The organism is Kitasatospora sp. NBC_00039, from assembly GCF_045160625.1.
Taxonomy (GTDB): Bacteria; Actinomycetota; Actinomycetes; order Streptomycetales; family Streptomycetaceae; genus Kitasatospora.
Genome location: NZ_CP108289.1, coordinates 6,037,396 through 6,062,829 on the forward strand (window position 1 = coordinate 6,037,396; position 25,434 = coordinate 6,062,829).

Sequence of the window (25,434 nt, forward strand, 5' to 3'; positions counted from 1 at the left end):
GCGTGTCCCAGCGCGAACTCGTCGTCCTCGGCACCGCCAGCCAGGTGCCGACCCGGCACCGCAACCACAACGGTTACCTGCTGCGCTGGGACGGCGAGGGACTGCTGTTCGACCCCGGCGAGGGCACCCAGCGGCAGATGCTGCACGCCGGGGTCTCCGCCACCCAGATCACCCGGATCGCCGTCACGCACTTCCACGGCGACCACAGCCTGGGGCTCGCCGGGGTGATCCAGCGGATCAACCTGGACCGCGTCCCGCAGCCGGTGGACGTCTACTTCCCGGCGTCCGGGGAGGTCTACTTCGAGCGGCTGCGGTACGCCACCGCCTACCACGAGACGGCCGTGCTGCGCCCCCGCCCGATCGAGGAGCGCGGCCCGCTGCCCGTCCCCGGTGCCCGCTTCGCGCTGGACGCCGTCCGGCTCTCGCACCCGGTCGAGTCCTTCGGCTACCGGCTCACCGAGCCGGACGGCCGCCGGCTGGTGCCCGAGCGCCTCGCCGCCCTCGGCATCGCCGGGCCGGACGTCGGCCGGCTCCAGCACCGGGGCGCGATCGAGGTGGACGGCGTGCGCGTCACCCTGGACCAGGTCAGCGAGCCCCGGCTCGGCCAGAAGTTCGCCTTCGTGATGGACACCCGGCTCTGCGAGGGCGTCCACGAACTCGCCGAGGGCGCCGACCTGCTGGTCATCGAGTCGACCTTCACCGACGCCGACGTCCGGCTCGCCGAGGACCACGGTCACCTGACCGCCGGCCAGGCCGCCAAGGTCGCCGCCGAGGCCGGCGCGCAGACCCTGGTGCTGACCCACTTCTCGCAGCGCTACCCGGACCTCGGCCAGCACCTCGCCGACGCCCGCAAGCACTTCGACGGCACCATCGTGCTCGCCGAGGACCTCGCCAGGGTGCCCGTCCCGCCCCGGCGCCGGCCGTGACCGGACGGGGCGGAGCCGTGGGCGGCCCGTGAACGGTGCGGAAAACCGCTCGCGCCGCCCCGCGATCTGCCGGAGCATCGTCGGGTGCGGCCCCGCCGCCCGCCGCAGCGATCACGTGCGCGGCGTACCCTGGTGCCCCGGAGAGACCGAGCGGCCCACGAGACACGGATGGGATGAGGCAGGCCCAGCGCCGACCTATGAGTGACACATCGCAGACCCGTACGAACGGACAGTCGCGCCCCGAACCGGCGGACGACGGCCGCACCAGCGCCCGGATCGTCATCCCCGAGAAGCACCCGATGGTCACCCTGCTCGGCACCGCGGACTCGCTGCTCCGGGTGATCGAGCGGGGCTTCCCCGCCGCCGACATCCACGTCCGCGGCAACGAGGTGACCGCCACCGGAGAGCGCGCCGAGGTCGCCCTCGTCCAGCAGCTCTTCAACGAGATGATGCTGGTGCTGCGCACCGGCCAACCCCTGACGGAGGACTCCGTGGAGCGCTCCATCGCCATGCTCCGGAGCGCCGTGGACGACCCGGACAGCCCGGCGCCGTCCCAGGTGTTCACCGCGAACATCCTGTCCAACCGGGGCCGCACCATCCGCCCCAAGACCCTCAACCAGCAGCGCTACGTCGACGCGATCGACAAGCACACGATCGTCTTCGGCCTCGGCCCGGCCGGTACCGGCAAGACCTACCTCGCGATGGCCAAGGCCGTCCAGGCCCTCCAGGCCAAGGAGGTCAACCGGATCATCCTGACCCGCCCGGCCGTCGAGGCGGGGGAGCGGCTGGGCTTCCTGCCCGGCACCCTCTACGAGAAGATCGACCCGTACCTGCGCCCGCTCTACGACGCGCTGCACGACATGATGGACCCGGACTCCATCCCGCGCCTGATGGCGGCCGGCACCATCGAGGTCGCGCCGCTCGCCTACATGCGCGGCCGCACCCTCAACGACGCCTTCATCATCCTGGACGAGGCCCAGAACACCTCGCCCGAGCAGATGAAGATGTTCCTCACCCGCCTCGGGTTCAACTCCCGGGTGGTCGTCACCGGCGACACCAGCCAGATCGACCTCCCGGGCGGCACCCGCAGCGGTCTCAAGGTCGTCCAGGAGATCCTGGCCGACGTGCCCGACATCCACTTCTCCGTCCTCACCAGCACCGACGTGGTCCGCCACAAGCTGGTCGGCCGGATCGTGGACGCGTACGAGCGCTGGGACGCCCTCCAGGAGGCCGAGGAGGGCGCACCACGGCCCTCCCGCAAGCCCGGCCAGCGGCGCCCCGGAAAGCCGGCCGCACCGCGCGCACCCCGCCAGTCCCATCGCACCGAAAGCTGAGTAACCAGCCCGTCATGTCGATCGACATCGCCAACGAGTCCGGTTGGGACGCCGATGAGGAAGCCATCCTCGACGTCGCCCGCTACGCACTGGACAAGATGCGGATCCACCCGCAGTCCGAACTGTCCGTGATCCTGGTGGACGGTGCGGCGATGGAGGAGCTGCACATCCAGTGGATGGACCTCCCGGGCCCCACCGACGTGATGTCCTTCCCCATGGACGAGCTGCGCCCCGGCAAGGAGGGCGAGGAGCTGCCGCAGGGCCTGCTCGGCGACATCGTGCTCTGCCCCGAGGTCGCGGAGCAGCAGGGCAAGGCGGCCCCGTCCCAGCACTCGATGGACGAGGAGCTGCAGCTGCTCACCGTCCACGGCGTGCTGCACGTGCTCGGCTACGACCACGAGGAGCCGGACGAGGAGGAGGAGATGTTCGGCCTCCAGAAGGCGATCCTCGACGGCTGGCGGGCCGGCCGCGGCCTCGGCGGCATCTCGCCGGCCCCCACCACCCACTGAGCGCGGAGCCCGACCCCTGTGAGTGGTGAGAGTACGAGCTTCATCCTGGGTGCCGTGCTGCTGGTCGTCCTCGGCTGGCTGGCCGCGTGCGCCGAGGCGGGCATCTCCCGGGTCTCCCGGTTCCGTGCGGAGGAGGCGGTCCGGGCCGGGCGGCGCGGCTCGGCCCGGCTGCTGACGCTGGCCTCCGACCCGATCCGCTACCTCAACCTGGCGACCCTGATCCGGGTGGCCAGCGAGATGGCGGCGGCCGTCCTGGTCACCGTGGTCTGCGTGCGGAACCTGGAGACCACCTGGCAGGCCGTGCTGCTGGCGTTCGGCGTGATGGTGCTGGTCTCCTTCGTGGCGGTCGGCGTCTCGCCGCGCACGATCGGCCGCCAGCACCCGCTGACCACCGCCACCGCGGCCTCCTTCGTGCTGCTGCCGCTGGCCGGCGTGCTCGGCCCGATCCCGCGGCTGCTGATCCTGCTCGGCAACGCGCTGACCCCCGGCAAGGGCTACCGCGAGGGGCCGTTCGCCTCCGAGGCGGAGCTGCGCGCCCTGGTCGACCTCGCCGAGAAGAACGACGTGATCGAGGACGAGGAGCGCCGGATGGTGCACTCCGTCTTCGAGCTGGGCGACACCATCGTCCGCGAGGTGATGGTGCCGCGCACCGACCTGGTGATGATCGAGCGGCACAAGACCGTCCGTCAGGCGCTCACCCTGGCGCTGCGTTCCGGTTTCTCGCGCATCCCGGTGGTGGGCGACAACGAGGACGACGTGGTCGGCATCATCTACCTCAAGGACCTCGTCCGCCGCACCCACATCAACCGGGAGGCGGAGTCCGAGGAGGTCGGGAACGTGATGCGGCCGGCCGTCTTCGTCCCGGACTCCAAGCCGGCCGGCGACCTGCTGCGCGAGATGCAGCAGCGCCGCTCGCACGTCGCGATCGTGATCGACGAGTACGGCGGCACCGCCGGGCTGGTCACCATCGAGGACGTCCTGGAGGAGATCGTCGGGGAGATCACCGACGAGTACGACCGGGAGATCGCGCCGGTCGAGGACCTCGGCGACGGCTCGTACCGGATCACCGCCCGGCTGCTGGTCGAGGACCTCGGCGAGCTGTTCGGCATCGAGCTGGAGGACGAGGACGTCGAGACCGTCGGCGGTCTGCTCGCCAAGCACCTCGGCCGGGTGCCGATCCCGGGCTCGGCCTGCGAGATCCCGCTGCCGGAGGACGCCGCCACCGATCTGACCGCGATCCGCCTCACCGCGGAGAGCTCGGCCGGGCGCCGCAACCGGATCGGCTCGATGGTGGCCCTCCCGGTCCGCCGGGCGTCCCTGGCGGACGCGGAGACCGGCGAATAGGCCGGCGAGTAGCGTCCGGGCTCCGGCCGAACGACCATGGGTACATGAGTCATCTACTGCGTGCGGAGTACGGCCCGCAGGGTCGGTCGGCCGGGGCGAAGTCCTGGCACGTCGTCCGGGCCGCCGAACCCGCGACGGCCCTCTGCGGCCGCACCATGGACACCGACGCCGAGACCCGGGCGGAGGAGGAGTGGGGCACCGGGCTGCGCTGCTGCCAGCAGTGCGGTTCGCTGTACATGCACGAGGTGCCCCACATGCAGGGGAGCCATCCCTACAGCTGACCGGCCCGGCCGTGCGCCGCTCCGTGGGCGGAGCCGCGTGGGTGGAGGCCGTCTGACGTCCCATGGTGGAGGTCACCATGAAGCTGCAAGACGAACTGCCCGTCGACCACAAACTCCTCATGGTCTGGCGGATCGGAGCGGGGCTCGGCGGGGTCTTCCTGATCGTGTTCGGGATCCTCGGACTGCTGGACCACCCGGGTTTCCTGTCCACCCACGGCGACCACATCGCCGGGCTCTCGACCAACGGGGCGCTGAGCATCCTCTCCATCGTGGTGGGCGCCATCCTGGTCGGCGGGGCCGTCATCGGCGGGAACTTCGCCTCCAACCTGAACATGGTGGTCGGCGGGCTCTTCGTGCTCTCCGGCTTCTACGGCCTCGCGGTGCTCGGCCGGCCGGAAGCGAACATCCTCAACTTCCGGATGTCCAACGTGATCTTCGCGTTCATCTTCGGCGTGGTGGTGACGACCTTCGGCATGTACGGCCGGGTCAGCAGCCACCTGCCGCACGACAACCCGTACTGGCGACAGCGGTCGGCGGACGAGGAGCCGCTGCCGTCCGGTCCCAAGACCTTCGTCAAGGTGATGCGGCCCGGGCCGCCGAACCCGATCGGCCACTGAGCCCGGCCCGCTCCGTGGCCTGGCCCCGGGCCTATGCTCGGCGGCATGAGTGACATCGTCGAGCTCGACCCCGAAGACAAGAAGATCATCACCCTGGCCCGCTCCGCCCGCGCCCGCAACGGCGTCCCGGAGGGGGCCGCGGTGCGTGACGAGACCGGGCGCACCTACGTGGCCGGGACGGTCGCGCTGGAGTCGCTGCGGCTCAGCGCGCTGCAGACGGCGGTGGCGATGGCGGTGGCCAGCGGTGCGAGGTCGCTGGAGGCGGCGGCCGTGGTGAGCGAGGCCGGCGAGCCGGCCGAGGCCGACCTGGCCGCGGTGCGGGACCTCGGCGGGGCCGGGACGCCGGTGCTGCTGGCCGGGCCGGACGGGGCCCTGAAGGTGGCGGCCGAGGCCCGCTGAGCGGTACGGCGTGCCGAGCGGCCCGGCCCGCCGGGCGGTACGGCGTTCGGAGCGCCCGGGGCGGAAACCCCGGGCGCTCCGCCGTCCGCGATGCCGCCGGCGATGCCGTGCGTGATGCCGCCTGGGACACAGCCCTCGATTCCGCCCTCGGTGCCGGCTTCGATGCGCCTTCGATGCCGTCTGCGTTCGGCAGATAATCTCACCGGGAGTGGGTTGCGGTGAGGGGGCTGGGGAGATGGGGCCGTACGCGTTCTTCGCGGGGCTGCTGCTGGGCGTGATGGGCATGGGCAAGTGGCAGGAGACCGGCTCGCCGTTCTGGCTCTGGGGTTCGGTGACCTTCCTGCTGCTGGTGCTGATCATGGGATTGGCCTCGCTCGGCGGCGGCGACAAGGGCTGATCGGACGCCGTTCGGGCGGCCGCGTCCGTCGCGCTCCCGGTGATCAGGGAGAATGGAGCGCATGAGTGCCCCTTCCTCCTCGTACCGCTCCGGCTTCGCGTGCTTCGTCGGCCGGCCCAACGCGGGCAAGTCGACCCTGACCAACGCCCTGGTGGGGACGAAGGTCGCGATCACCTCCGACCGTCCGCAGACCACCCGGCACACCGTGCGCGGCATCGTCCACCGCCCGGACGCCCAGCTCGTCCTGGTCGACACCCCCGGTCTGCACAAGCCGCGCACCCTGCTCGGCGAGCGTCTCAACGACCTGGTCCGCTCCACCTGGGCCGAGGTCGACGTGATCGGCTTCTGCCTGCCCGCCGACCAGAAGCTCGGCCCCGGCGACAAGTTCATCGCCAAGGAACTCGCCGAGATCAAGAAGACCCCCAAGGTGGCCATCGTCACCAAGACCGATCTGGTCGACTCCAAGCGGCTGGCCGAGCAGCTGATCGCCATCCATCAGCTGGGCGTCGAGCTGGGCATCGAGTGGGCCGAGATCATCCCGGTCTCGGCCGTCGGCGACAAGCAGGTGGACCTGGTCGCCGAGCTGATCACCAAGCTGCTTCCGGAGGGAATGCCGCTCTACCCGGACGGTGACCTCACCGACGAGCCCGAGCAGATCATGGTCGCCGAGCTGATCCGGGAGGCGGCGCTGGAGGGCGTCCGGGACGAGCTGCCGCACTCGCTGGCCGTGGTGGTCGAGGAGATGATCCCGCGCGAGGGCCGCCCGGCGGACCGTCCGCTGCTGGACATCCACGCCAACGTCTACATCGAGCGGCAGAGCCAGAAGGCGATCGTGATCGGCGCCAAGGGCTCCCGGCTCAAGCACGTCGGGACCACCGCCCGCAAGCACATCGAGGCGCTGCTCGGCACGCCGGTCTACCTGGACCTGCACGTCAAGGTGGCCAAGGACTGGCAGCGGGACCCGAAGCAGCTGCGCAAGCTGGGCTTCTGACCTGCCCGGACCACGGCGCAGGGCCCGCCCGGACGTCTACGGGCGGGCCTTCGCCGTCCGGTCGGGACCTTCCGTCGCGCCCGGGCCCGGCCCCCTGCACCCCGGCCCGAGGGCCTACGCACCCTCGCGCAGCACCAGCGAGACCAGCTCGCGTTGCGAGTCGGTGAGCTTGGGGTCGGCGCAGTGCACCGTCCGGCCGTCGACCGTGATCTCGTAGTGGAATCCGTCCGGCACCCCGTACGAGGGCGACCGCAGCCCGCCCGCGACGGCTTCGCGGGCGAGCGCGTGCACGTGCGGGGCGTCTGTCCGCTCGGTGGTGTCGAGCTCCGCGTGGAGGGCGCGCCCCGCAAGGCCGCCGGTCCGGGTCACCTGGATACGCATGGTGTCCATGGTGCTACGCAGGGATGGTTGTTTGCCGGGCTTTTTCCGGACCTTGACCTTTGCGGTCTCAAGCCCGGCTCAAGCCCGGCTCAACGTCGGCTCAACGGGCTCAGGCGGTGCTGATGCCGACCTTCGCCCAGGCCGCCGTCACCGTGTCGGCCACCGAGGGCTCGGGGTAGCGGGCCTTGGCGGCCGCCACGGTGGCCCGGGCGAATGCGGTGAAGCCGGCGTCGGACGGCAGCCGCCGGCCGGTCAGCGTGTCGTACCAGATCCGCCCGGCCCGCTCCCAGGCCGGCCCGCCGAGCGCGGTGGCCAACAGGTAGAACGCGTGGTTGGGGATGCCGGAGTTGATGTGCACGCCGCCGTTGTCCTGGGCGGTTCGCACGTAGTCGCGCAGGTGGGCCGGCTGCGGGTCCTTGCCGAGCCGGGGGTCGTCGTACGCGGTGCCGGGCGCCTTCATCGAGCGCAGCGCCACGCCCTGCACGCCGGGGGCGAGCAGCCCGGCGCCGATCAGCCAGTCCGCGTCGGCGGCGTCCTGGTGGAGCGCGTACTGCTTGACCAGCGAGCCGAAGACGTCGGAGACGGACTCGTTGAGCGCGCCGGACTGTCCGTTGTACTCCAGACCCGCGGTGAACTGCGTGACGCCGTGGGTGAGTTCGTGGCCGATGACGTCGATGCAGGCGGTGAAGTCGCCGAACACCTCGCCGTCGCCGTCCCCGAAGACCATCCGCCGGCCGTCCCAGAAGGCGTTGTCGTAGTGCAGGCCGTAGTGCACGGTGGCGTCCAGGCGCAGGCCCTGGTCGTCGATCGAGCGGCGCCCGTACGCGTCGGCGAAGAGCTCGAAGGTGGCGCCGAGGCCGTCGTAGGCGTGGTTGACGGACTCGTCCTGGACGGGGCTCTGGCCCTCGCTGCGGACGGTGCGGCCGGGCAGTCGTTCGGTGTGGCCGGCGTCCCCGATCACCCGGTCCAGGCGGCCGGTGGCGGGTGGGGCGGGGACGGCGGTGAGGCGGGCCGTGCGGTGCACGGCGTCCAGGGCGAGGGAGCGGGCGGCGGGCTCGTGACCGTCCTCGGCGAGGCGGTCCAGGACATAGGGCGGAACGATCGCGCAGAGCGCCGGTTCAGCGGTCATGTGGCCAAGAGTGAGGCATGCGTGACGTGTTGTCACCGGCGCGGACGGAAGTCGCTCCGTCTCAAGGGGTGGAATGTCCGCCCGGCTCACTTCGGGGGCGCGCGGTCCTCGGTTACGCTGGACGACATCATGCGCAATGGGCTGCTTCTTCTTAGCTGCCGCGTCGAGGGCCTGTAGTCCACCAGGGCCGGCTCCCTCGCCGCGGGGACTGTGCTGTGCGCGTAGCAATCCTGCGGCCCAACGAGGGGTCGCGAGCGGCAGCAGGCCGGTCAGTCGGGTGTCCACCTCCCCCCGACACGCCCCGCATCACAGGAAGCCGAGAGTCACCTCCATGACCGAGCAGAGCTCCGCCGCGTCCATCCCCGCCGGTCGCGCGTTCGTCGACCGTCCGACCCCGATCACCGCCGCGACCGTGCGCCAGCAGCCCGCGGGCATGCGGCACGGGCGCTACCTGCCGTTCGGCACCGTCGACCTGCCGGACCGCACCTGGCCGTCGCAGGTGATCACCAAGGCACCGCGCTGGCTCTCCACCGACCTGCGGGACGGCAACCAGGCGCTGATCGACCCGATGTCCCCGGCCCGCAAGCGCAAGATGTTCGACCTGCTGGTGAAGATGGGCTACAAGGAGATCGAGGTCGGCTTCCCCTCCTCCGGTGCGACCGACCACGCCTTCGTACGCTCGCTGATCGAGGAGGGGGCGATCCCGGAGGACGTCACCATCTCGGTGCTGACGCAGGCCCGCGAGGAGTTGATCGAGAAGACCGTCGAGTCGCTGGTCGGCGCCCCGCGCGCCACCGTCCACCTGTACAACGCGACGGCGCCGCTGTTCCGCCGGGTGGTGTTCCGCAACGACCGGGCGGCCACCCGGGCGATCGCCACCGAGGGCACCCGGCTGGTGATGGAGTACGCGGAGAAGCTGCTGGGCGACGACACCGTCTTCGGCTACCAGTACTCGCCGGAGATCTTCGTCGACACCGAGCTGGACTTCGCGCTGGAGGTCTGCGAGGCGGTGATGGACGTCTGGGAGCCGGGCGAGGGGCGCGAGATCATCCTGAACCTGCCGGCCACCATCGAGCGGGCCACCCCGAACGTCCAGGCGGACCAGTTCGAGTGGATGTCCCGCAACCTGTCGCGCCGCGAGTACGTCTGCCTGTCGGTGCACCCGCACAACGACCGCGGCACCGCCGTCGCCTCCGCCGAGCTGGCCTACATGGCCGGCGCCGACCGGATCGAGGGCTGCCTGTTCGGCCAGGGCGAGCGGACCGGCAACGTCGACCTGGTCACCCTGGGCATGAACCTGTTCTCGCAGGGCATCGACCCGCAGATCGACTTCTCCGACATCGACGAGGTCCGCCGCACCGCCGAGTACTGCAACCAGATGGAGGTGCACCCGCGCCACCCGTACGCCGGTGACCTGGTGTACACGTCCTTCTCCGGCTCGCACCAGGACGCGATCAAGAAGGGCTTCGACGCCCTGGAGGCCGACGCCAAGGCGGCCGGCGTGCCGGTGGAGGAGCACACCTGGGGCGTGCCGTACCTGCCGATCGACCCGAAGGACGTCGGCCGGACGTACGAGGCGGTCATCCGGGTCAACAGCCAGTCCGGCAAGGGCGGCGTCGCGTACGTCCTGAAGAACGACCACAAGCTGGACCTGCCGCGCCGGATGCAGATCGAGTTCTCCCGGATCATCCAGGCCAAGACCGACGCCGAGGGCGGCGAGGTCACCCCGGCCGCGATCTGGGCGGTCTTCCAGGACGAGTACCTGCCGACCACCGACAACCCGTGGGGCCGCATCTCGCTGGCCGGTTCGCGCAGCCTGACCACCGAGGACGGCCGGGACGCGCTGACCGCCGAGGCCGTGGTCGACGGCGTGCCCGTCACCCTGGCCGGTGCCGGCAACGGCCCCGTCTCCGCCTTCGCCGACGCGCTGGCCCGGATCGGCGTGGACGTCCGGGTCCTGGACTACGCCGAGCACGCGCTGAGCGAGGGCGGCGACGCCCAGGCGGCCGCGTACGTCGAGTGCGCCGTCGACGGCAAGGTGCTGTGGGGCGTCGGCATCGACGGCAACACCGTGCTGGCCTCGCTGAAGGCGATGATCAGCGCCGTCAACCGCGTGCAGCGCGGGTAGTTCGTACGAGTGGTAGCTGCCGGGCCGTCCTCCGGGGCGGCCCGGCCGCCTTTCCGGCGGCCCCGGGCGGGGGAGGGCGCACGCACTGTGGCCTGCGCCACATTTTCTCGGGTCCCGAGCCGTTCGAGGTACTGACACGTGCCGGTAACCATGGCAACATCGACGCACCGGAAAGCCGGGTCGGTGGGACGGCCTCGGTGTCCGGTCGCGTGACCTGCCCATTGTTGTGCAGGCCGCCTGCCATGTCTGGGGAGTGGCGCCGTGACAGGGTTGTGGGGTGTCCGCCCGCGGTGGCGGACTGACGTTCTCGGTGACTTCTTCTGCCCGGGCTGTGGCGGAGACCGCAACTACCGCCGGCAGCACGGCCGGCGGTGGCTGCGGTTGCTCGGTACCCCGGTGCTGCCGCTCGGCCCGGTCCTCGGCAGCGTGCAGTGCACCACCTGCCACGGCCGGTACGGGGTGGAGAGCCTGGAACAGCCCACCTGCGTCCGCCTCGGCGCGATGCTGCGCGACGCCCAGTACACGGTGGCGCTCGCCCTGCTGGCGGCCGGCGGCACCGCGCACCGGGCGGCCCGCGAGGCGGCCTGCGCGGCCGTCCGGGAGGCCGGCTTCGAGGACTGCGGCGAGGCGCAGGTGCTGGCGGCGCTGGCCGCGCTCTCCGGTCTCGGCGGGGAGCTTCACGACGCCCACGAAGTGGTGGCACCTCCCGGCCGGAGGCTGGGGGAGGCCGGAGGCCTGGCCGTGGAGCTGCACGCGGTGCTCGAACCGCTCGCCCCGCACCTCGCCCACCAGGGGCGGGAGCGGCTGCTGCTCCAGGGCGCGGCGATCGCCCTCGCCGACGGGCGCTACCTGCCGCAGGAGCGCGAGGCGCTGGCCGCGGTCGGGCGCTGTCTGGACCTTCCGCAGGCCACGGTCGGGGCGCTGCTGGAGGCGGCGACCCGCGCCTCGCACTAGGCTCCGGGCTCCACCTCCCGTCCCACCCCCCCAGGCCCCGCAGACCCCCACAAACCGGGCCCGACCCGCCCCCGGCCGTCGGCCGGGCGGTGCCCCCACTCCCGGGCCCGCCGTGACCCGCACCCTCCGGGCACCTCCCCCACGGGCCCCGGTGCGGGCCACACGGCTGCCGCCGTTCCTGCGCGACAATGGTGGGATGTCCACACTGTTCGACGCCCGACCGCCCGTCGCAGGCCGCGAGGGCGCCGCATGAGCCTGTTCCGGGACGACGGCGTGGTACTCCGGGCGCAGAAGCTCGGCGAGGCCGACCGGATCATCACCCTGCTCACCCGCCAGCACGGCAAGGTGCGTGCGGTGGCGCGCGGGGTGCGCAAGACGAAGTCGAAGTTCGGCGCCCGGCTGGAGCCGTTCTCGCACGTCGACGTGCAGTTCTTCAGCCGCGGGAGCGACCTGGTCGGCCGCGGCCTGCCGCTCTGCACCCAGGTGGAGACGATCGCCCCGTACGGCGGCTCCATCGTGACCGACTACGGCCGCTACACCGCCGGGACGGCCATGCTGGAGACGGCGGAACGGTTCGCCGAGAACGAGGGCGAGCCGGCCGTCCAGCAGTACCTGCTGCTGGTCGGCGGCCTGCGCACGCTGGCCGCCGGGCTGCACGAGTCGCACCTGGTGCTGGACGCCTTCCTGCTCCGCTCGCTCGCGGTGAACGGGTACGGCGCGAGCTTCACCGACTGCGCCAAGTGCGGGCTGGAGGGCCCGAACCGGTTCTTCTCGCTCCAGGCGGGCGGCGTGCTCTGCGGGGACTGCCGAGTGCCCGGATGTGCCGTACCCTCCCCTGAGACACTGGTACTGCTCGGGGCGCTCCTGTCAGGGGACTGGCAGACGGCCGACACCTGCGAGCCGAGGTACTGGCGGGAGGGCAGCGGCCTGGTCGCGGCCTATCTGCAGTGGCACCTGGAGCGGGGCATCCGCTCGATGAGATACGTGGAGAAGTGAGCACATGGCAGCGCGACGGCTCTTCGGCGGCGGCGACGGCAGCTGGGGGTCCCCCCGGCCGAAGGCCGGAGGCGAGTACCTCCCCCCGACCCCGCACCCCAGTGGCGCCGAGCCGCCGAAGATCCCCGGTGAGCTGGTCCCCGGCCACGTCGCGATCGTGATGGACGGCAACGGCCGCTGGGCCAAGGAGCGCGGGCTGCCGCGCACCGAGGGCCACAAGGTCGGCGAGTCCGTGGTGCTGGACGTCCTCAAGGGCGCGATCGAGCTCGGCGTGAAGAACATCTCGCTGTACGCGTTCTCCACCGAGAACTGGAAGCGCTCGCCCGACGAGGTGAAGTTCCTGATGAACTTCAACCGGGACGTCATCCGCCGCCGCCGTGACGAGATGGACGCGATGGGCGTGCGGATCCGCTGGGCCGGCCGGATGCCCAGGCTCTGGAAGAGCGTCGTCCAGGAGCTCCAGGTCGCCGAGGAGCAGACCAAGAAGAACGACGCCGTCACGCTCTACATGTGCGTCAACTACGGCGGCCGGGCCGAGATCGCGGACGCCACGGCGGCCATCGCGGCCGATGTCGCGGCCGGGAAGCTGGACCCGAAGAAGGTCAACGAGAAGACCATCGCCAAGTACCTGTACCACCCGGACATGCCGGACGTGGACCTCTTCCTGCGCCCGAGCGGCGAGCAGCGGACGTCCAACTTCCTGCTCTGGCAGTCCGCGTACGCCGAGTTCGTGTTCCAGGACGTGCTCTGGCCGGACTTCGACCGCCGGGACCTCTGGCGGGCCTGCGAGCAGTTCGCGATGCGCGACCGGCGCTTCGGCGGGGCGATCCCGAACGAGGTGGCCCCGGAGCTGCCGGCGCAGCGCTGATCGCACGCCCGCGCACGCGTGCCCCCCCGGGGGCGGACGCGTCCGGGCGCACGCCGAAGGGCCCGTGGGAGTCCCACGGGCCCTTCGGCGTGCGGAGATCAGGCCTTCTTGGCGCACTCCGCGCACGTGCCGAAGATCTCCAGGGTGTGCGCGATGTCGCTGAAGCCGTGCTCGGCGGCGACCGAGTTGGCCCAGCGTTCGACGGCCGGCCCCTCGACCTCGACGGTGGCGCCGCAGTGCCGGCAGACCAGGTGGTGGTGGTGCCCGCTGCTGCAGCGGCGGTAGACCGCCTCGCCGTCGGCAGTGCGCAGCACGTCCACCTCGCCCGCGTCGGCGAGCGACTGCAGGGTGCGGTAGACCGTGGTCAGGCCCACCGAGTCACCCCGGTGCTTGAGCATGTCGTGGAGCTCCTGCGCGCTGCGGAAGTCCTCGATCTCGTCCAGGGCCGCCGAGACGGCGGCACGCTGCCGGGTCGAGCGGGCGCGCGGCGACGGGCCTGCGGTGGTCACCGTGGGTCCTCCTGGGGGTGTGGGCGTCTCGCACCTCATTGTGCCAGCCCCGCTCTCCGCTCCGGTGTGGTCGCGTCGGTCGGGCCCTGTCCGGGCAGTTGGACGTCGCAGACCTGCGGTCCGGAGTCGGCCGCCGACCGGTGCCGGCGGCGGGCCAGCGGGGCGGCGATCGCGCTGAAGACCGCGAACACGGCGATGGCGAGCAGCACGATGGCCGGACCGGAGGGGACGTCCACCTGGTAGGAGCCGGTGACGCCGGCCAGGGCGACCACCACGCCGAGAGCGATCGAGGCGGCCTGGGTGGCGGCGAAGGAGCGGGTGAGCTGCTGGGCGGCCACCACCGGGACCACCATCAGCGCGCTGACCAGCAGCAGGCCGACGACCCGCATGGCGACGGTGACGGTGACCGCGGCCATCACGGCGAGCAGCAGGTTGAGCAGGCGCACCGGCAGGCCGGTGACCCGGGCGAAGTCCTCGTCCTGGCAGATCGCGAAGAGCTGGCGGCGCAGGCCGACGGTGACGGCGATCACCACGGCGCCGAGGGCCGCGATGGTGGCGAGGTCGGCGGGGGCGACGGTCAGGATGGAGCCCCACAGGTAGGACTCCAGGGAGCCGGCGCCCGCCTGGGCGGACTTGGAGACCAGGAGCTTGCCGCAGGCCATGCCGCCGTAGAAGAGCATCGCGAGGGCGATGTCGCCGCGCTGGTTGCCGCGCGAGCGGACCAGCTCCATGGTGACGGCGCCGAGCACGCAGACCAGCACGGCCATCCAGACCGGGCTGGTGTCGAAGATGAAGCCGAGGCCGACGCCGGTCATCGCGACGTGGCCCATGCCGTCACCCATCAGCGCCTGGCGCCGCTGGACCAGGTAGATGCCGACGGCGGGCGCGGTGATGCCGACCAGCACGGCGGCGAGCAGCGCCCGCTGCATGAAGTCGTAACTGAGCATCTCGGTCATGCCAGCAGTCCCTGGGTGTGGTGGAGGTCCGCGTGCGGGTGGACGTGGTCGTGGCCGGGGAGTGCGTGCAGCCCGGTGTTGGGGACGGGCGGGCCGTCGTGGGCGACGCAGCCGTCGCGGAGCACCACCGCGCGGTCGATCAGCGGCTCCAGCGGCCCGAGTTCGTGCAGCACCAGCAGGACGGCGGCGCCGCGTGCGACCTCGGAGCGCAGGGTGTCGGCGAGCACCTGCTGGCTGGCGGCGTCCACGCCGGCCATCGGCTCGTCCATGATCAGCAGGTCGGGGGAGCCGACCAGGGCGCGGGCGATCAGTACCCGCTGCTGCTGGCCGCCGGAGAGGTCGGCGACGCCGTCCCCGGCCCGGTCCAGCATGCCGACGGCGGCGAGCGCGCGGTCCACCGCCTCGCGGTCCCTGCGACGGAACGGCAGCAGCCCGTGCTGCGGCAGCCGTCCGGTGGAGACCACCTCGCGGACGGTGGCCGGGACGCCGGAGGCGGCGGTGGTGCGCTGCGGGACGTACCCGATCCGGTGCCAGGCGCGGAACTTGGCGAACGGCGTGCCGAACAGTTCCAGGCCGCCCTGGTCCAGCGGGACGGCGCCGATCACGGCCTTGACGGTGGTGGACTTGCCGGAGCCGTTGGCGCCGAGCAGCGCGACGACCTCGCCGGGCTCCACGGTGAGGTCGACGCCGCGCAGCACCGGCCGGCCGCCGCGCGAGGCGGCGGCGTTGCGGAGGCGGACGGCCGGGGGTGTCGGGTGGGTCATGGCTGCTGTCGTCCCGTCAGCTGGTGGTCGCGCCGAGGGCGGCCCGGAGGTTGGCGAGGTTCCGGTTCATCACCGTCAGGTAGTCGTCCTTGGAGGGGTCCTTGACGCCCTCCAGCGGGTCCAGGACGGCGGTCTTGAGGCCGAGGTCCTTGGCGACGGTCTCGGCGAGCTTGGGGCTGACCAGGGTCTCGAAGAAGACCGTGGTGGCGCCGTTGTCCTTGGCGGCCTTCTGGACCTCGGCGAGGCGGGCCGGGGTGGGCTCGGACTCGGGGTCGACGCCGTTGATGGCGACCTGGGTGAGGCCGTAGTGCTCGGCGAGGTAGCCGAAGGCGGCGTGGCTGGTGACGAACGTCCTGCTGCCGGCGTCCTTCAGGCCGTCCCGGAACTCCTGGTCCAGGGCGGTGAGCCGGCCGACCAGCTCGTCGGTGTTCTTCTGGTAGTCGGCCGCGTGCGCCGGGTCGGCCTCGGCGAACCCGGCGCCGACGCTCTTGGCGACCGCCGCGTACCGGGTCGGGTCGAGCCAGATGTGCGGGTCGCCGGCGGCCTCGGCGTGGTCGTGTCCGTCGCCCTCGGAGTGGCCCTCGTCGAGGTGGTGGTCGGCCAGCGGGCTGGCGGCGGTGGCGTCGATCACGTGCTTGGCGCCGGAGCCGGCGACGGCCTTGTCCACGGTGGGCTGGAGGCCCTTGAGGTAGACGACGGCGCCGGCCTTCCGGAGGCTCCCGACCTGCTTGGCGGTGAGCTCCAGGTCGTGCGGCTCGACGCCGGCCGCGGTGAGGTCGGTGACCTTGACGTGCTCCCCGCCGATCTGCGAGGCGAGGTACTCCATCGGGTAGAAGGAGGCGACGACGTCCAGCTTGCCGCCGGTGCCCTTGGCGCTGCTGTCCCCGCCGCAGGCGGTCAGGAGCAGGGTGCCTGAGAGGACGGTCGCGGTCAGGGCTATGGCGGCGCGTGCGGGTCGTCGGATCATCATGACAACCATTCTCAGGTTAGATGGAAATGATTGTCAAATCACTCGGACGGGTGAACAGGGGGTGGCGATGAGTGGGAGAGGACGCGGGATTCCGATGAGCGGGGGAGGGCGGGCAATACCGATTTGAACCTCGTACCCGTATGGCCGGTAACCTGAGGTATTCGGGTACGCGCAACCAGCCGTGCCCTGACCGTGCCGTCGTACTGAAGAGAGCACTGTGGCCGCCGACAAGATCGACACGATCGTCAGCCTGAGCAAGCGCCGTGGCTTCGTCTACCCCTGCAGCGAGATCTACGGCGGCACTCGTGCCGCCTGGGACTACGGACCGCTGGGTGTCGAGCTGAAGGAGAACATCAAGCGCCAGTGGTGGCGTGCGATGGTCCAGGCCCGCGAGGACGTCGTCGGCCTCGACTCGTCGGTGATCCTGGCCCGCGAGGTCTGGGAGGCCTCCGGCCACGTCGCCACCTTCAACGACCCGCTGACCGAGTGCCTCTCCTGCCACAAGCGCCACCGGGCCGACCACCTGGAGGAGAAGTACGAGGCCAAGCACGGCTTCCCGCCGCCGAACGGCCTCAAGGACATCAACTGCCCCGACTGCGGCACCAAGGGCTCCTTCACCGAGCCCCGTGAGTTCTCGGGCATGCTGAAGACCCACCTCGGCGTCACCGAGGAGGCCGGTGGCCTGGCCTACCTGCGCCCGGAGACGGCGCAGGGCATCTTCACCAACTTCAAGGCCGTCCAGACGACCTCGCGCAAGAAGCCGCCGTTCGGCATCGCCCAGACCGGCAAGAGCTTCCGCAACGAGATCACCCCCGGCAACTTCATCTTCCGCACCCGCGAGTTCGAGCAGATGGAGATGGAGTTCTTCGTCAAGCCGGGCGAGGACGAGCAGTGGCACGACTACTGGCTCCAGCAGCGCTGGGACTGGTACGTCGACCTCGGCCTGCGGACCGAGAACATGCGCTTCTTCGAGCACCCGAAGGAGAAGCTGTCCCACTACGCCAAGCGCACGGTGGACATCGAGTACCGCTTCAACTTCGGCGGTCAGGAGTTCTCCGAGCTCGAAGGCGTCGCCAACCGCACCGACTACGACCTCACGGTGCACAGCGAGGCCTCCGGCCAGGACCTCAAGTACTTCGACCAGGAGTCCGGCGAGCGGTACTTCCCGTACGTCATCGAGCCGGCGGCGGGCCTCAACCGCGCCATGCTGGCCTTCCTGATCGACGCCTACTTCGAGGACGAGGCGCCCAACGCCAAGGGCGTCATGGAGAAGCGCGTCGGCATGCGGCTCGACCCGCGCCTGGCCCCGGTCAAGGTCGCCGTGCTGCCGCTCTCGCGCAACGCCGACCTCTCGCCGAAGGCCCGCGGCCTCGCCGCCGACCTGCGCACCGCGTGGAACGTCGAGTTCGACGATGCCGGCGCGATCGGCAAGCGCTACCGCCGTCAGGACGAGATCGGCACGCCGTTCTGCGTCACCGTCGACTTCGACACCCTCGAGGACAACGCGGTGACCGTGCGCGACCGCGACACCATGTCGCAGGAGCGGGTCTCGCTGGACCAGGTGAAGTCGTACCTGGCCGCGCGGCTGATCGGCTGCTGACGCCGGTCCGACGGGGAGCCCCCGTCCGCCTTCGGGCGGGCGGGGGCTCCCTGCTGTCCACTGCCGGCCGGCTGCCGCCTACCGGCGTCCCCAGCGGGAGCGCGCCGGGGCGGTCGTGGTCGGCAGGCCGGCCGTACGGAGGGCGGCGAGGGTGGTGCGGTGACGTCCCTCCTCCTCGATCAGGACGGAAAGCAGCGCGGCGTACAGCTCCCGGTGCGCCTCCAGGGCGGCGGCGAGCCGGACCAGCTCGGCCGGCGGGCGCAGCGCGGCCAGCTCGTGCAGCAGGACGGCGGGCAGTGGTGCGGGGAGGGTGGTGGCCAGCGCGGTGAGGTCGGCGGTGGGCCGGCCCGCGGCCTGGCGCAGCAGCGTCCGGGCGTCGCCGGAACGGCCGCCCCGCTCCAGCGCGGTGGCGAGCGAGGCCAGCTCGGCGGCCGGCGCGGAACCCCATTCCCAGAGCAGGGTGGCGGCGTCCGCGTGCTGTCCGGCCCGCTCCAGTGCCGCCAGCAGCGCGGGCAGGGCGGCGGCCGGGTAGTTCCAGAGGGCGTGGAACAGCTCGGCGGCCTCCGCGGCCAGGCCCGCCTGCCGCAGCTCGGCGAGGGTGCCGGCGGCCTGTGCGGGGGTGCTCTGCGCCGCCTCGCGGGCCAGCCGGACGGAGGCGCCGGGCGGGCCGCCCCTGGCGAGCAGGCCCGCCAGGTGGGCGGTGTCGGGCGGCAGGAGGAGGGCGGCCGCCTCGTTCAGCAGTGCGGTGCTCTCGTGGGTGGCGCCCTGGCGGTGCAGGGTGGTGACCCGCTCGGCGAGGGCGGCGAGTTCGGCGGGGGAGCGGCGGCGGGCCTCGGGGGCCTGAGAGGCCCGGGGCGCCTGAGGTGCCTGAGGCGCCGGCAGAGGTGGTGGGGGCGCTGGGGGTGCGGCCGCGGTGTCCGCAGGCCGGAGCCGGGGCTGGGAGGTGGGCCGGGGTTGGGCCCTGGCCAGGGGCCTGGGGTTGCCGAAGCGGGCCCCGGTGGCGGGGGGCGCCGGGGGAGCAGGTTGTGGCACTGCGGGGGCGGGCGCCTCCTCGTACGCGCCGTCCGCGAACCGGGCTCCGGTGGGCTGACGGGGGATCGGGCCGCTCTGCCGCGGAGCCGGCTGGCGCAGCCGGTCCTCCAACGCGGTGAGCTGATCGCTCAGTTCGAGGCAGCGCGCGCCGAGGCCCTCGCGCAGCGTCCGTGCCTGGGCCAGCTGCCGTAACAGCTCCGCGTCCGGGCGCTGCCGCTCCGGCAGGGAGCGGACGGACTCCATGAGCCGGCGTTCGCGTTGATTGGCGTACTGCTTCGCCCGCAGTAACTCGTCCAGCTCCGCGCTGAGTTCCAGAGCGTCCTGCTCGCTCTCGCCGGCCCGCTGAGCTGTGGGTTGTTCTGTGTTCCGTATTCGCATGATCGCCGCAACCTGTCCATCTAGACCCTGACTGCGAGTCATCCTGGCGTCGGTATACGGCAACTGCGTTACGAAAGTGCATCCAATGGTTTGCGAATGGTGTCCAGGAGCACACAGACGGCGACGGTGGCGAGCAGTGCGGCGGTCGCCGCCTGGAGCAGGGCCGCCTCGTAGTACGCGGACACGGACCAGTGCACGGCCGCCCAGCCTGCGGCGATACCCGCCACGGCAGGCAGTGCCAGCCGGATCGCGAAGCGGGCGGTGGCGGTGATGAGCACCACGGCACCGGCTGCGGCGGCGAGTTGGGGCGTGCCGAAGCTCCCGGCGTACCGGACGGCGAGTGCGGGGGCGAGAAAGAGCACGAGCCCGGCGCGCAGGGCGCCCGCGAGCGCCGTCGTGCGAGGGCCGGCGGGGTGGGCCGGCCGTGGTGCGAGGCGGGTGGCCGCGAGGCGCGTGACCGTGAGGACGGCGAGCGCGGCGAGGGCCGTGGGGAGGCGGTCGCCGAGGCGGGCGAGGTTGTAGAGCAGCGCGGTGTCGTAGAGGGTGAGCATCAGGGCGCCGTACGCCCAGAGTTCGAGGGCGAAGAGGAGGAGGCGGGGTGCGGTGACGTGCCGTCCTTCGGGTTCCTTCTCCCGTGCGGCCAGCCTGGCCAGCAGGACCGGGGTGACGAGAGCCGAGACCGCGCGGACGAGGAGGTCGTCGGTCGTGTACGGGTTGCGCAGGTCCCACTCGACGGCGCAGAAGGCGACGGTGTACGACGAGGCGGCGAGCGGGACCAGCGGTGAGAGGAACACCCTCCGGTACAGCGATCCGTCCAGCCGGCGCAGCACGGCGGCGAACGTCAGGAGCACGAGCGGCAGTTCGAGGAACGCCTGGACGCGGAGGACGGACGGCGCGAGCACCGCCGGAGCGGGAGTGTGCGCGGCGAGGCCGTCGACGACCGGATTGCCGCGGGGCACGGCGAACCAGCCGGGCGGCAGGTACCGCGCGATGAAGGACGGGTCGCCGCCGTGCACCCGCTGGACGTAGACGGCGAAGGCGAGCTGGTTGAGGAGGATCAGTGCCACGACGACCGCGAGCACGGCGTCCGGCCCGAACCCCCCGAGCCCCGGCTGCCGCTCCCGCTTCGACGCCCGCGGCGCGACGGCCAGAGCCGCAACCGTCGACACCGCCACCGTGCCGTCCAGGACGGGGGCGATGGTGCTCACTTCACCAGCCTGGTACGGGCTTCCATCAGCGCGAAGCCCAGCAGGTTCTCCCCGCGCCAGTCGGCCGGCCGCTGCGCGCGGTCGTCGTCGGCGGCGAGCCCGATGCCCCAGAGCCGGTCCACCGGGCTGGCCTCGACGAGGACGCGCTGCTGCGTGCCGAGGAGGTAGGCGCCCAGGGCCTCGTCCTGCCCGAACTTGGCGACGTTGCCCCGGACGACGAGCTCGAACCGCCCTGCTGTCCAGGTGGGTTCGTCGAAGCCCTTGACCAGCCGGCCGAGCTTCTTCGCCTCGGCGGGCGTGCGCGCGGCCAGGATGCGTGGCACGATCGCGTCGTCCCCGAACATCCGGGCCTTCCCGGCCATCATCCAGTGCTCGGCGCTGGTGTACGTCATCCCGTCGACGGTGAACGCGGACGGCCACCACTGGCTGAGCGACCCCGGCCCGACCGACCCGTCCCGCTGCGGCCGGTGCCCCCAGAACATCAGCCACTTCGGCTGCGCGCCGGAGGCGATCGATGCCACCAGCTCAGCCCGGTTGCGGGCGTCGAGAGGGTCCCCCGTGTACGTGTCGCTCATATCGTCATACTGACACAAAGGGTCGTGAGGGCGCCAACGCTTTGATGCGCGCTTGCGGTGCGGAGCGTGCGATCGGGATCATCGCCACATGTTCGAGCTTCTCCCCGGCGTGGGCCTCCGGCTCCCGGGCCGCGCGGGCACGCTCCGCCTCGGTGCGGACGAGCGCACCGCCCAGTGGGCCGTCGCCACCGTCGCTGACGTGCGCGCGGGGTGGGTCTGCGGCGCCGGCTGGTCCTTCACCGCGCGCTACCAGGGGCTGGAGCTCGACGCCCTCGGCGACGTCGTGGACCGCTACGGCCGGTACCGGGACACCCCCGGCCTGGGTGGCATCGGCCTCACCCGCGACCCGGCCACCGGGGCCGGCCCGTCGGCCTGTCCGGTGGTCCTCCACGGCATCGACCTCTTCGGCCACCCGCGCAGGGAGGTCCTCGACGCCCTCGGCGACGGCCTTCCCCCGACCGTCCGCCTCCGCGGAGACGGTGAGTACCTCAGCGCCGCCCGGATCGACGCGGAACGGGTACCGACCACCTGAACCGGTACGCCCCTCCCGCCGTGGCCCCCCGGCTCCGGCGGCTCCGGCTCAGGCCGGTCCAGGCTCCGGCTCAGGCCGTCCGACGGCCGACCGGCCCGGGGGTGAATCCTTTGGCGATGCCCGTGCCTCCTATACATGTCTCCGACGAACGTCGGGGCGGATCTGGAGGTTGTCGTGATCGTCGGTATCGCTGTCGCCGTCACCGTGGTGCTCCTGTGCACGTGCAGTGTGGTCGTGCTGCGCAGGCGGGGGCGGGGCCGTGGCTGAGTCCACCGCCTGGCCGGGCGAGCGGTTGGTCGTCGCCGCGCAGCGCGGTGACGTCGACTCGATCGCCGCACTGGTGTCGGGCGCGCACCCGCATGTGCAGCGGTTCGCCCGCTCGTTGTGCGCGTCGCCGGAGGACGCCGAGGACGCGGCGCAGGAGGCACTGATCATCCTGTACCGCAAGATCGGGATGCTGCGCGCCTCCGGTGCCCTGGCGTCGTGGATGTTCCGCATCGTGCGCAACGAGTGCCTGCGCCGCGCGCGCACGCTGCTGTGCGAGCACCCGCCGGCGGGAGACGACGCCGGGCCGTCGGCCGAGGACGAGGCGCTGCAGCGTCTGGAGGCCGGGCGGGTGGCGGCGGCGATCGCGGCCCTCCCGGCGGACCAGCGCCGCGTCCTGGTGATGCGGGACGTGCAGGGCCTCGGCGGGCGGATGGTCGCCGATGCGCTGGGCCTGAGCAGCGCCGCGATGAAGTCGCGGCTGCACCGCGCCCGCGCGACCGTCCGGCAGACGCTGCGGGACAGGACCGATCCGGCTTTCGGAGGCAGAGATGACTGACCGTCCCGACTTCTCCAGTACCTCCCTGCCCCGGCACCTGGCGCGTGGCGCGGTGGGATTCGGCGCACTGGCCGGCTCGTTCGCGCTCGTTCCGGTGGCGGGGCCGGTCTCCCTGCTGCTCCTGCCGGTCTCCCTGCTGCTCCTGCCGGTCGGCGTGCTCGCCCTGCGCGGGTGCCCGATGTGCTGGGCGGTCGGGCTGGCGCAGACCGTCTCGCGGGGCCGTCTGAAGCGCTCCTGCACGCCGGACGGCCGGTGCCGGCTCTCCGTCGGCGGGCCCGGCTGAAACGGCGTCGCGCCCGTCCGCACAAGGATGCGGGCGGGTGCGACGCCGTTCGTGCCGGTGTGACCCGGGCCGTCCGCGGCCGTCAGCCGATGGAGCGGGGGAGACGGGTGGTCAGGTAGAGGACGGTGAAGGAGCCCAGGAGCTGGATGCCGAGGCAGAGGGCCAGGGCACGGTCCATGCCCAGCGTCGGGGCGAGGGCCAGGTAGAGGGTGCCCAGGGTGGCGACGCCGAGGGCGAGGCTGGACTGCTGGCCGGTGGCGAGGACGCCGCTGCCCACGCCCGCCCGGTCGGCGGGGACCTTGGAGAGGACGACGCGGAACAGCGGGGTGCCGATCAGGCCCTGGCCGATGCCGGCGAGGGCGACGCCGGGTGCCATCCGGAGCGGGGAGAAGTGGGCCCAGTCGGCGAGGACGGTGAGGGCCAGGGTGGCGAGGCCGATCGCCTGGACGACGGCGCCGGCGGTGAGGACGCGGCTGCCGAAGCGGCCGATCAGGCGGGGGCCGGAGAGCGAGGCGGCGAAGTAGCCGACGGCCATCGGGACGAGTGCCCAGCCGGCCGCGACCGGGCCGAGGTGGAGGCCCTGCTGGAGGGCGACGGCGATCACGAACATGAAGCCGCCGAAGCCGCCGAAGTAGGGCAGGGCGATGCCGAGGCCGCGCCGCATCTCGGGGATCCGCAGCAGGGTGGGCGGCACCAGCGGGGTGTCGCCGCGGCGTTCGGCGCGCAGCTCGACGACACCGAACGCGACCGCGAACACCGGGAAGAGCGCGAGCAGCAGCCAGGACCAGAGCGGCCAGCCGGCGGCGCGGCCCTCCATCAGCGGGACGAGCAGGGCGAGCAGCGTGGCGGTGAGCAGCAGCGTGCCGGGGACGTCCACGCGGGCGGCCCGCTCGGCGCGGCTCTCGGGGACGTACCGGACGGCGAGGACGAGGGCGAGCAGGGCGAACGGGACGTTCAGCAGGAAGACGGAGCGCCAGCCGGTGCCGAACAGGTCCGCGGCGACCAGCATCCCGCCGAGCACCTGCCCGATGACCACCGAGATGCCGCCGACCGCCCCGTAGACGGAGAGCGCCTGGCCGCGCCGGGCGCCGTGGGTGGCGGCGGTGATGGTGCCGAGCACCTGGGGGATGAGCAGGGCGGCCGAGGCGCCCTGGGCGGCGCGGGCGGCGACCAGGGTCCAGGCGCCGGGGGCGAGCCCGCAGGCGAGCGAGGTCAGGGCGAAGGCGGCGGCGCCGACGACGAACAGCCGGCGGCGGCCGAAGATGTCGCCGAGCCGGCCGCCGAGGACGAGCAGGACGGCGAAGGCGATGCCGTATCCGGCGGCGACCAGCTCCAGGACGGCGGGGCCGGCGGCCAGGTCGTGGTCGATGGTGGGCAGGGCGACGTTGACGATGAAGAAGTCGAGCATCGGCAGGAACGCCCCGAGCAGGACGGTGACCAGCCCGGCGGTGCCGAGCGAGGCGGTGCCCTGGACCGCGACGCCGGGGGTGGTGGCGGCGGGCCGGGCGGTTGCGGCGACGGTGGTCTTGGCGACGGCGAGTTGTGGGGTCACGGGTCATACGATCCGCCACCCGACAACCTGGTACCAGAGTGTGGTTATCCAGGTATAAGAAGTACCTGGCAACAGGCTTCCGGGTGCCGCATGCTGGGTGCATGAGCCTCACCACCACGCCCGCCACAGCGTCCCGCGCGACCGGCCGCGGAGGCCTTTCCCCCGACGGGGCCCGGCGGCACGAGCTGGCCGCCTTCCTGCGCAGCCGCCGCGAGCGGATCGCGCCCGAGCAGGTGGGCCTGCCGATGACCGGACGCCGCCGGACGCCGGGGCTGCGCCGGGAGGAGGTGGCGCAGCTCGCCGCGGTCGGGGTGACCTGGTACACGTGGCTCGAGCAGGGCCGGGACATCCAGGTCTCCGCCCAGGTGCTGGACGCGGTCGCCCGCGCCCTCCGGCTCGACCCGGCCGAGCGGGCCCACCTGTTCGCACTGGCGGCGGCGGACGATCCGTCACCGGTGGTGGAGTGCCTGACGGTGACCCCGGCGATCCGGTTGCTCCTGGAGCAGATGTCGCCGATGCCGGCCGCGGTGATCAACGCTCGGTACGACGTGCTGGCGTACAACCCGTCGTACACCCACATCGTCGGGAACCTCGACGAACTGCCCTTCGAGGACCGGAACCTGATGTGGATGGCGTTCACGCCGTCGCGCTTCCGGGAGGTGCTGATCGACCACGAGGACGGGCGCGAGGGGATGGTGGCCAGGTTCCGTTCGGGGATGGCCGACCACACGGCCGAACCGGCGTGGAAGGCGCTGCTCGCCCGGCTGCGCAAGGCCTCTCCGGACTTCGAGGCGGCCTGGCAGCGGCACGACGTGATGAAGCCGGGCAACGGGCTCAAGCGGTTCCTCGTCCCCGGCATCGGGCTGCTGCACTGCGACTACACGAGCCTCTGGCTCGGGCCGCGTCCCAGCACCCGCCTGGTCGCTTACACGCCCAGGGACGAGGAGACCCGTGAGCGGATGGAGCTGATGGCGCGAGGGCTGCCGGGCGGGCGGTAG

The 25,434-nt window shown here is 72.4% G+C and carries 28 protein-coding genes; 18 read left to right on the forward strand and 10 right to left on the reverse strand.

Annotated elements, in window-relative coordinates; genetic code table 11:
* Window positions 1-2: 2 nt before the first annotated feature.
* From OG286_RS26795 to era, 9 genes are all read left to right on the forward strand, one after another.
* A complete protein-coding gene (locus OG286_RS26795; protein WP_396323223.1) occupies window positions 3-926 on the forward strand; it encodes a ribonuclease Z in 924 nt (307 codons plus the stop codon).
* A gap of 197 nt (window positions 927-1,123) precedes the next feature.
* Window positions 1,124-2,260, forward strand: coding sequence for a PhoH family protein (locus OG286_RS26800; RefSeq protein WP_396323224.1), 1,137 nt, complete (start codon window positions 1,124-1,126; stop codon window positions 2,258-2,260).
* Window positions 2,261-2,274: 14 nt separating this feature from the next.
* Window positions 2,275-2,769, forward strand: coding sequence for an rRNA maturation RNase YbeY (gene ybeY / locus OG286_RS26805; protein WP_396323225.1), 495 nt, complete (start codon window positions 2,275-2,277; stop codon window positions 2,767-2,769).
* Window positions 2,770-2,787: 18 nt separating this feature from the next.
* Window positions 2,788-4,113 (forward strand): hemolysin family protein, encoded by a 1,326-nt coding sequence (locus OG286_RS26810; protein WP_396323226.1) that lies wholly within the window; start codon window positions 2,788-2,790, stop codon window positions 4,111-4,113.
* 44 nt (window positions 4,114-4,157) lie between these two features.
* Window positions 4,158-4,394 carry a hypothetical protein gene (locus OG286_RS26815; protein WP_396323227.1) on the forward strand — a complete coding sequence of 79 codons (237 nt, stop codon included), beginning with the start codon at window positions 4,158-4,160 and terminating at the stop codon, window positions 4,392-4,394.
* 77 nt (window positions 4,395-4,471) lie between these two features.
* Window positions 4,472-5,011, forward strand: coding sequence for a DUF4383 domain-containing protein (locus tag OG286_RS26820; protein WP_396323228.1), 540 nt, complete (start codon window positions 4,472-4,474; stop codon window positions 5,009-5,011).
* Window positions 5,012-5,056: 45 nt separating this feature from the next.
* A complete protein-coding gene (locus tag OG286_RS26825; protein WP_396323229.1) occupies window positions 5,057-5,410 on the forward strand; it encodes a cytidine deaminase in 354 nt (117 codons plus the stop codon).
* A 235-nt stretch (window positions 5,411-5,645) separates the two neighbouring features.
* Entirely contained in the window at window positions 5,646-5,807 is a 162-nt protein-coding gene (locus tag OG286_RS26830) for a hypothetical protein (RefSeq protein WP_396323230.1), read from the forward strand.
* A gap of 61 nt (window positions 5,808-5,868) precedes the next feature.
* Window positions 5,869-6,798 carry a GTPase Era gene (gene era / locus OG286_RS26835; RefSeq protein ID WP_148645217.1) on the forward strand — a complete coding sequence of 310 codons (930 nt, stop codon included), beginning with the start codon at window positions 5,869-5,871 and terminating at the stop codon, window positions 6,796-6,798.
* A 114-nt stretch (window positions 6,799-6,912) separates the two neighbouring features.
* Here the strand turns inward: era and OG286_RS26840 are convergent, their stop codons facing one another.
* Complete coding sequence (locus OG286_RS26840; protein WP_396323231.1) at window positions 6,913-7,179, reverse strand: protealysin inhibitor emfourin; 267 nt, start codon at window positions 7,177-7,179, stop codon at window positions 6,913-6,915.
* Window positions 7,180-7,288: 109 nt separating this feature from the next.
* Window positions 7,289-8,308: a M4 family metallopeptidase gene (locus OG286_RS26845; RefSeq protein ID WP_396323232.1), complete on the reverse strand. Its 1,020-nt coding sequence runs from the start codon at window positions 8,306-8,308 to the stop codon at window positions 7,289-7,291.
* A gap of 331 nt (window positions 8,309-8,639) precedes the next feature.
* Between OG286_RS26845 and leuA the strand changes: the two genes are divergently transcribed.
* From leuA to OG286_RS26865, 4 genes are all read left to right on the forward strand, one after another.
* The gene (gene leuA, locus OG286_RS26850; RefSeq protein WP_405365823.1) at window positions 8,640-10,436 is read left to right on the forward strand and encodes a 2-isopropylmalate synthase; all 1,797 of its coding nucleotides are present in this window, start codon (window positions 8,640-8,642) and stop codon (window positions 10,434-10,436) included.
* A 261-nt stretch (window positions 10,437-10,697) separates the two neighbouring features.
* Window positions 10,698-11,390: a TerB family tellurite resistance protein gene (locus tag OG286_RS26855; RefSeq protein WP_396323234.1), complete on the forward strand. Its 693-nt coding sequence runs from the start codon at window positions 10,698-10,700 to the stop codon at window positions 11,388-11,390.
* Between the two features lie 249 nt (window positions 11,391-11,639).
* Window positions 11,640-12,386 (forward strand): DNA repair protein RecO, encoded by a 747-nt coding sequence (recO, locus tag OG286_RS26860; RefSeq protein ID WP_396323235.1) that lies wholly within the window; start codon window positions 11,640-11,642, stop codon window positions 12,384-12,386.
* A 4-nt stretch (window positions 12,387-12,390) separates the two neighbouring features.
* The gene (locus OG286_RS26865; RefSeq protein ID WP_396323236.1) at window positions 12,391-13,254 is read left to right on the forward strand and encodes an isoprenyl transferase; all 864 of its coding nucleotides are present in this window, start codon (window positions 12,391-12,393) and stop codon (window positions 13,252-13,254) included.
* Between the two features lie 98 nt (window positions 13,255-13,352).
* On the opposite strand, the gene OG286_RS26870 is transcribed toward OG286_RS26865, so the two are convergent.
* The 4 genes from OG286_RS26870 to OG286_RS26885 are packed head-to-tail and all read right to left on the reverse strand — an operon-like array spanning window position 13,353 to window position 16,453.
* A complete protein-coding gene (locus tag OG286_RS26870) occupies window positions 13,353-13,763 on the reverse strand; it encodes a Fur family transcriptional regulator (protein ID WP_329487566.1) in 411 nt (136 codons plus the stop codon).
* Window positions 13,764-13,798: 35 nt separating this feature from the next.
* A complete protein-coding gene (locus tag OG286_RS26875; protein WP_396323237.1) occupies window positions 13,799-14,719 on the reverse strand; it encodes a metal ABC transporter permease in 921 nt (306 codons plus the stop codon).
* A complete protein-coding gene (locus OG286_RS26880) occupies window positions 14,716-15,483 on the reverse strand; it encodes a metal ABC transporter ATP-binding protein (protein WP_396323238.1) in 768 nt (255 codons plus the stop codon). Before OG286_RS26880 ends, OG286_RS26875 begins: the two co-directional genes overlap by 4 nt.
* Window positions 15,484-15,499: 16 nt before the next feature.
* Window positions 15,500-16,453, reverse strand: a complete 954-nt coding sequence (locus OG286_RS26885) for a metal ABC transporter substrate-binding protein (RefSeq protein ID WP_405359759.1) — start codon at window positions 16,451-16,453, stop codon at window positions 15,500-15,502.
* Window positions 16,454-16,670: 217 nt separating this feature from the next.
* Here OG286_RS26885 and OG286_RS26890 point away from each other — a divergent pair, with 217 nt between their 5' ends.
* The gene (locus OG286_RS26890) at window positions 16,671-18,053 is read left to right on the forward strand and encodes a glycine--tRNA ligase (protein WP_396323240.1); all 1,383 of its coding nucleotides are present in this window, start codon (window positions 16,671-16,673) and stop codon (window positions 18,051-18,053) included.
* A gap of 78 nt (window positions 18,054-18,131) precedes the next feature.
* Here the strand turns inward: OG286_RS26890 and OG286_RS26895 are convergent, their stop codons facing one another.
* From OG286_RS26895 to OG286_RS26905, 3 genes are all read right to left on the reverse strand, one after another.
* Window positions 18,132-19,463: a hypothetical protein gene (locus OG286_RS26895; protein WP_405365824.1), complete on the reverse strand. Its 1,332-nt coding sequence runs from the start codon at window positions 19,461-19,463 to the stop codon at window positions 18,132-18,134.
* Window positions 19,464-19,531: 68 nt separating this feature from the next.
* Window positions 19,532-20,671, reverse strand: coding sequence for a hypothetical protein (locus OG286_RS26900; protein ID WP_405359755.1), 1,140 nt, complete (start codon window positions 20,669-20,671; stop codon window positions 19,532-19,534).
* On the reverse strand, window positions 20,668-21,246 hold the full coding sequence (locus OG286_RS26905; protein ID WP_405359753.1) for an NADAR family protein: 579 nt from the start codon (window positions 21,244-21,246) through the stop codon (window positions 20,668-20,670). Before OG286_RS26905 ends, OG286_RS26900 begins: the two co-directional genes overlap by 4 nt.
* Window positions 21,247-21,334: 88 nt before the next feature.
* On the opposite strand from OG286_RS26905, the gene OG286_RS26910 reads away from it, so the two are divergent.
* From OG286_RS26910 to OG286_RS26920, 3 genes are all read left to right on the forward strand, one after another.
* Entirely contained in the window at window positions 21,335-21,778 is a 444-nt protein-coding gene (locus tag OG286_RS26910) for a hypothetical protein (protein ID WP_405359751.1), read from the forward strand.
* 259 nt (window positions 21,779-22,037) lie between these two features.
* A complete protein-coding gene (locus OG286_RS26915; protein ID WP_405365825.1) occupies window positions 22,038-22,601 on the forward strand; it encodes an RNA polymerase sigma factor in 564 nt (187 codons plus the stop codon).
* Entirely contained in the window at window positions 22,594-22,884 is a 291-nt protein-coding gene (locus tag OG286_RS26920; protein WP_405365826.1) for a hypothetical protein, read from the forward strand. The genes OG286_RS26915 and OG286_RS26920 overlap by 8 nt, the downstream gene beginning before the upstream one ends.
* Window positions 22,885-22,966: 82 nt before the next feature.
* Here OG286_RS26920 and OG286_RS26925 read toward each other — a convergent pair whose 3' ends face one another.
* Window positions 22,967-24,436, reverse strand: coding sequence for an MFS transporter (locus tag OG286_RS26925; RefSeq protein WP_396323247.1), 1,470 nt, complete (start codon window positions 24,434-24,436; stop codon window positions 22,967-22,969).
* Between the two features lie 101 nt (window positions 24,437-24,537).
* On the opposite strand from OG286_RS26925, the gene OG286_RS26930 reads away from it, so the two are divergent.
* Window positions 24,538-25,434 carry a helix-turn-helix transcriptional regulator gene (locus OG286_RS26930; RefSeq protein ID WP_396323248.1) on the forward strand — a complete coding sequence of 299 codons (897 nt, stop codon included), beginning with the start codon at window positions 24,538-24,540 and terminating at the stop codon, window positions 25,432-25,434.

Excerpts from the sequence above, each read along its gene's own strand:
- OG286_RS26800 (WP_396323224.1), top strand. The coding sequence starts at position 1,124 with ATGAGTGACACATCGCAGACCCGTACGAACGGACAGTCGCGCCCCGAA.
- ybeY (WP_396323225.1), top strand. The coding sequence starts at position 2,275 with ATGTCGATCGACATCGCCAACGAGTCCGGTTGGGACGCCGATGAGGAA.
- OG286_RS26815 (WP_396323227.1), top strand. The coding sequence starts at position 4,158 with ATGAGTCATCTACTGCGTGCGGAGTACGGCCCGCAGGGTCGGTCGGCC.
- OG286_RS26820 (WP_396323228.1), top strand. The coding sequence starts at position 4,472 with ATGAAGCTGCAAGACGAACTGCCCGTCGACCACAAACTCCTCATGGTC.
- OG286_RS26825 (WP_396323229.1), top strand. The coding sequence starts at position 5,057 with ATGAGTGACATCGTCGAGCTCGACCCCGAAGACAAGAAGATCATCACC.
- OG286_RS26830 (WP_396323230.1), top strand. The coding sequence starts at position 5,646 with ATGGGGCCGTACGCGTTCTTCGCGGGGCTGCTGCTGGGCGTGATGGGC.
- era (WP_148645217.1), top strand. The coding sequence starts at position 5,869 with ATGAGTGCCCCTTCCTCCTCGTACCGCTCCGGCTTCGCGTGCTTCGTC.
- OG286_RS26840 (WP_396323231.1), bottom strand. The coding sequence starts at position 7,179 with ATGCGTATCCAGGTGACCCGGACCGGCGGCCTTGCGGGGCGCGCCCTC.
- OG286_RS26845 (WP_396323232.1), bottom strand. The coding sequence starts at position 8,308 with ATGACCGCTGAACCGGCGCTCTGCGCGATCGTTCCGCCCTATGTCCTG.
- leuA (WP_405365823.1), top strand. The coding sequence starts at position 8,640 with ATGACCGAGCAGAGCTCCGCCGCGTCCATCCCCGCCGGTCGCGCGTTC.
- recO (WP_396323235.1), top strand. The coding sequence starts at position 11,640 with ATGAGCCTGTTCCGGGACGACGGCGTGGTACTCCGGGCGCAGAAGCTC.
- OG286_RS26865 (WP_396323236.1), top strand. The coding sequence starts at position 12,391 with ATGGCAGCGCGACGGCTCTTCGGCGGCGGCGACGGCAGCTGGGGGTCC.
- OG286_RS26875 (WP_396323237.1), bottom strand. The coding sequence starts at position 14,719 with ATGACCGAGATGCTCAGTTACGACTTCATGCAGCGGGCGCTGCTCGCC.
- OG286_RS26880 (WP_396323238.1), bottom strand. The coding sequence starts at position 15,483 with ATGACCCACCCGACACCCCCGGCCGTCCGCCTCCGCAACGCCGCCGCC.
- OG286_RS26885 (WP_405359759.1), bottom strand. The coding sequence starts at position 16,453 with ATGATGATCCGACGACCCGCACGCGCCGCCATAGCCCTGACCGCGACC.
- OG286_RS26895 (WP_405365824.1), bottom strand. The coding sequence starts at position 19,463 with ATGCGAATACGGAACACAGAACAACCCACAGCTCAGCGGGCCGGCGAG.
- OG286_RS26905 (WP_405359753.1), bottom strand. The coding sequence starts at position 21,246 with ATGAGCGACACGTACACGGGGGACCCTCTCGACGCCCGCAACCGGGCT.
- OG286_RS26910 (WP_405359751.1), top strand. The coding sequence starts at position 21,335 with ATGTTCGAGCTTCTCCCCGGCGTGGGCCTCCGGCTCCCGGGCCGCGCG.
- OG286_RS26920 (WP_405365826.1), top strand. The coding sequence starts at position 22,594 with ATGACTGACCGTCCCGACTTCTCCAGTACCTCCCTGCCCCGGCACCTG.
- OG286_RS26930 (WP_396323248.1), top strand. The coding sequence starts at position 24,538 with ATGAGCCTCACCACCACGCCCGCCACAGCGTCCCGCGCGACCGGCCGC.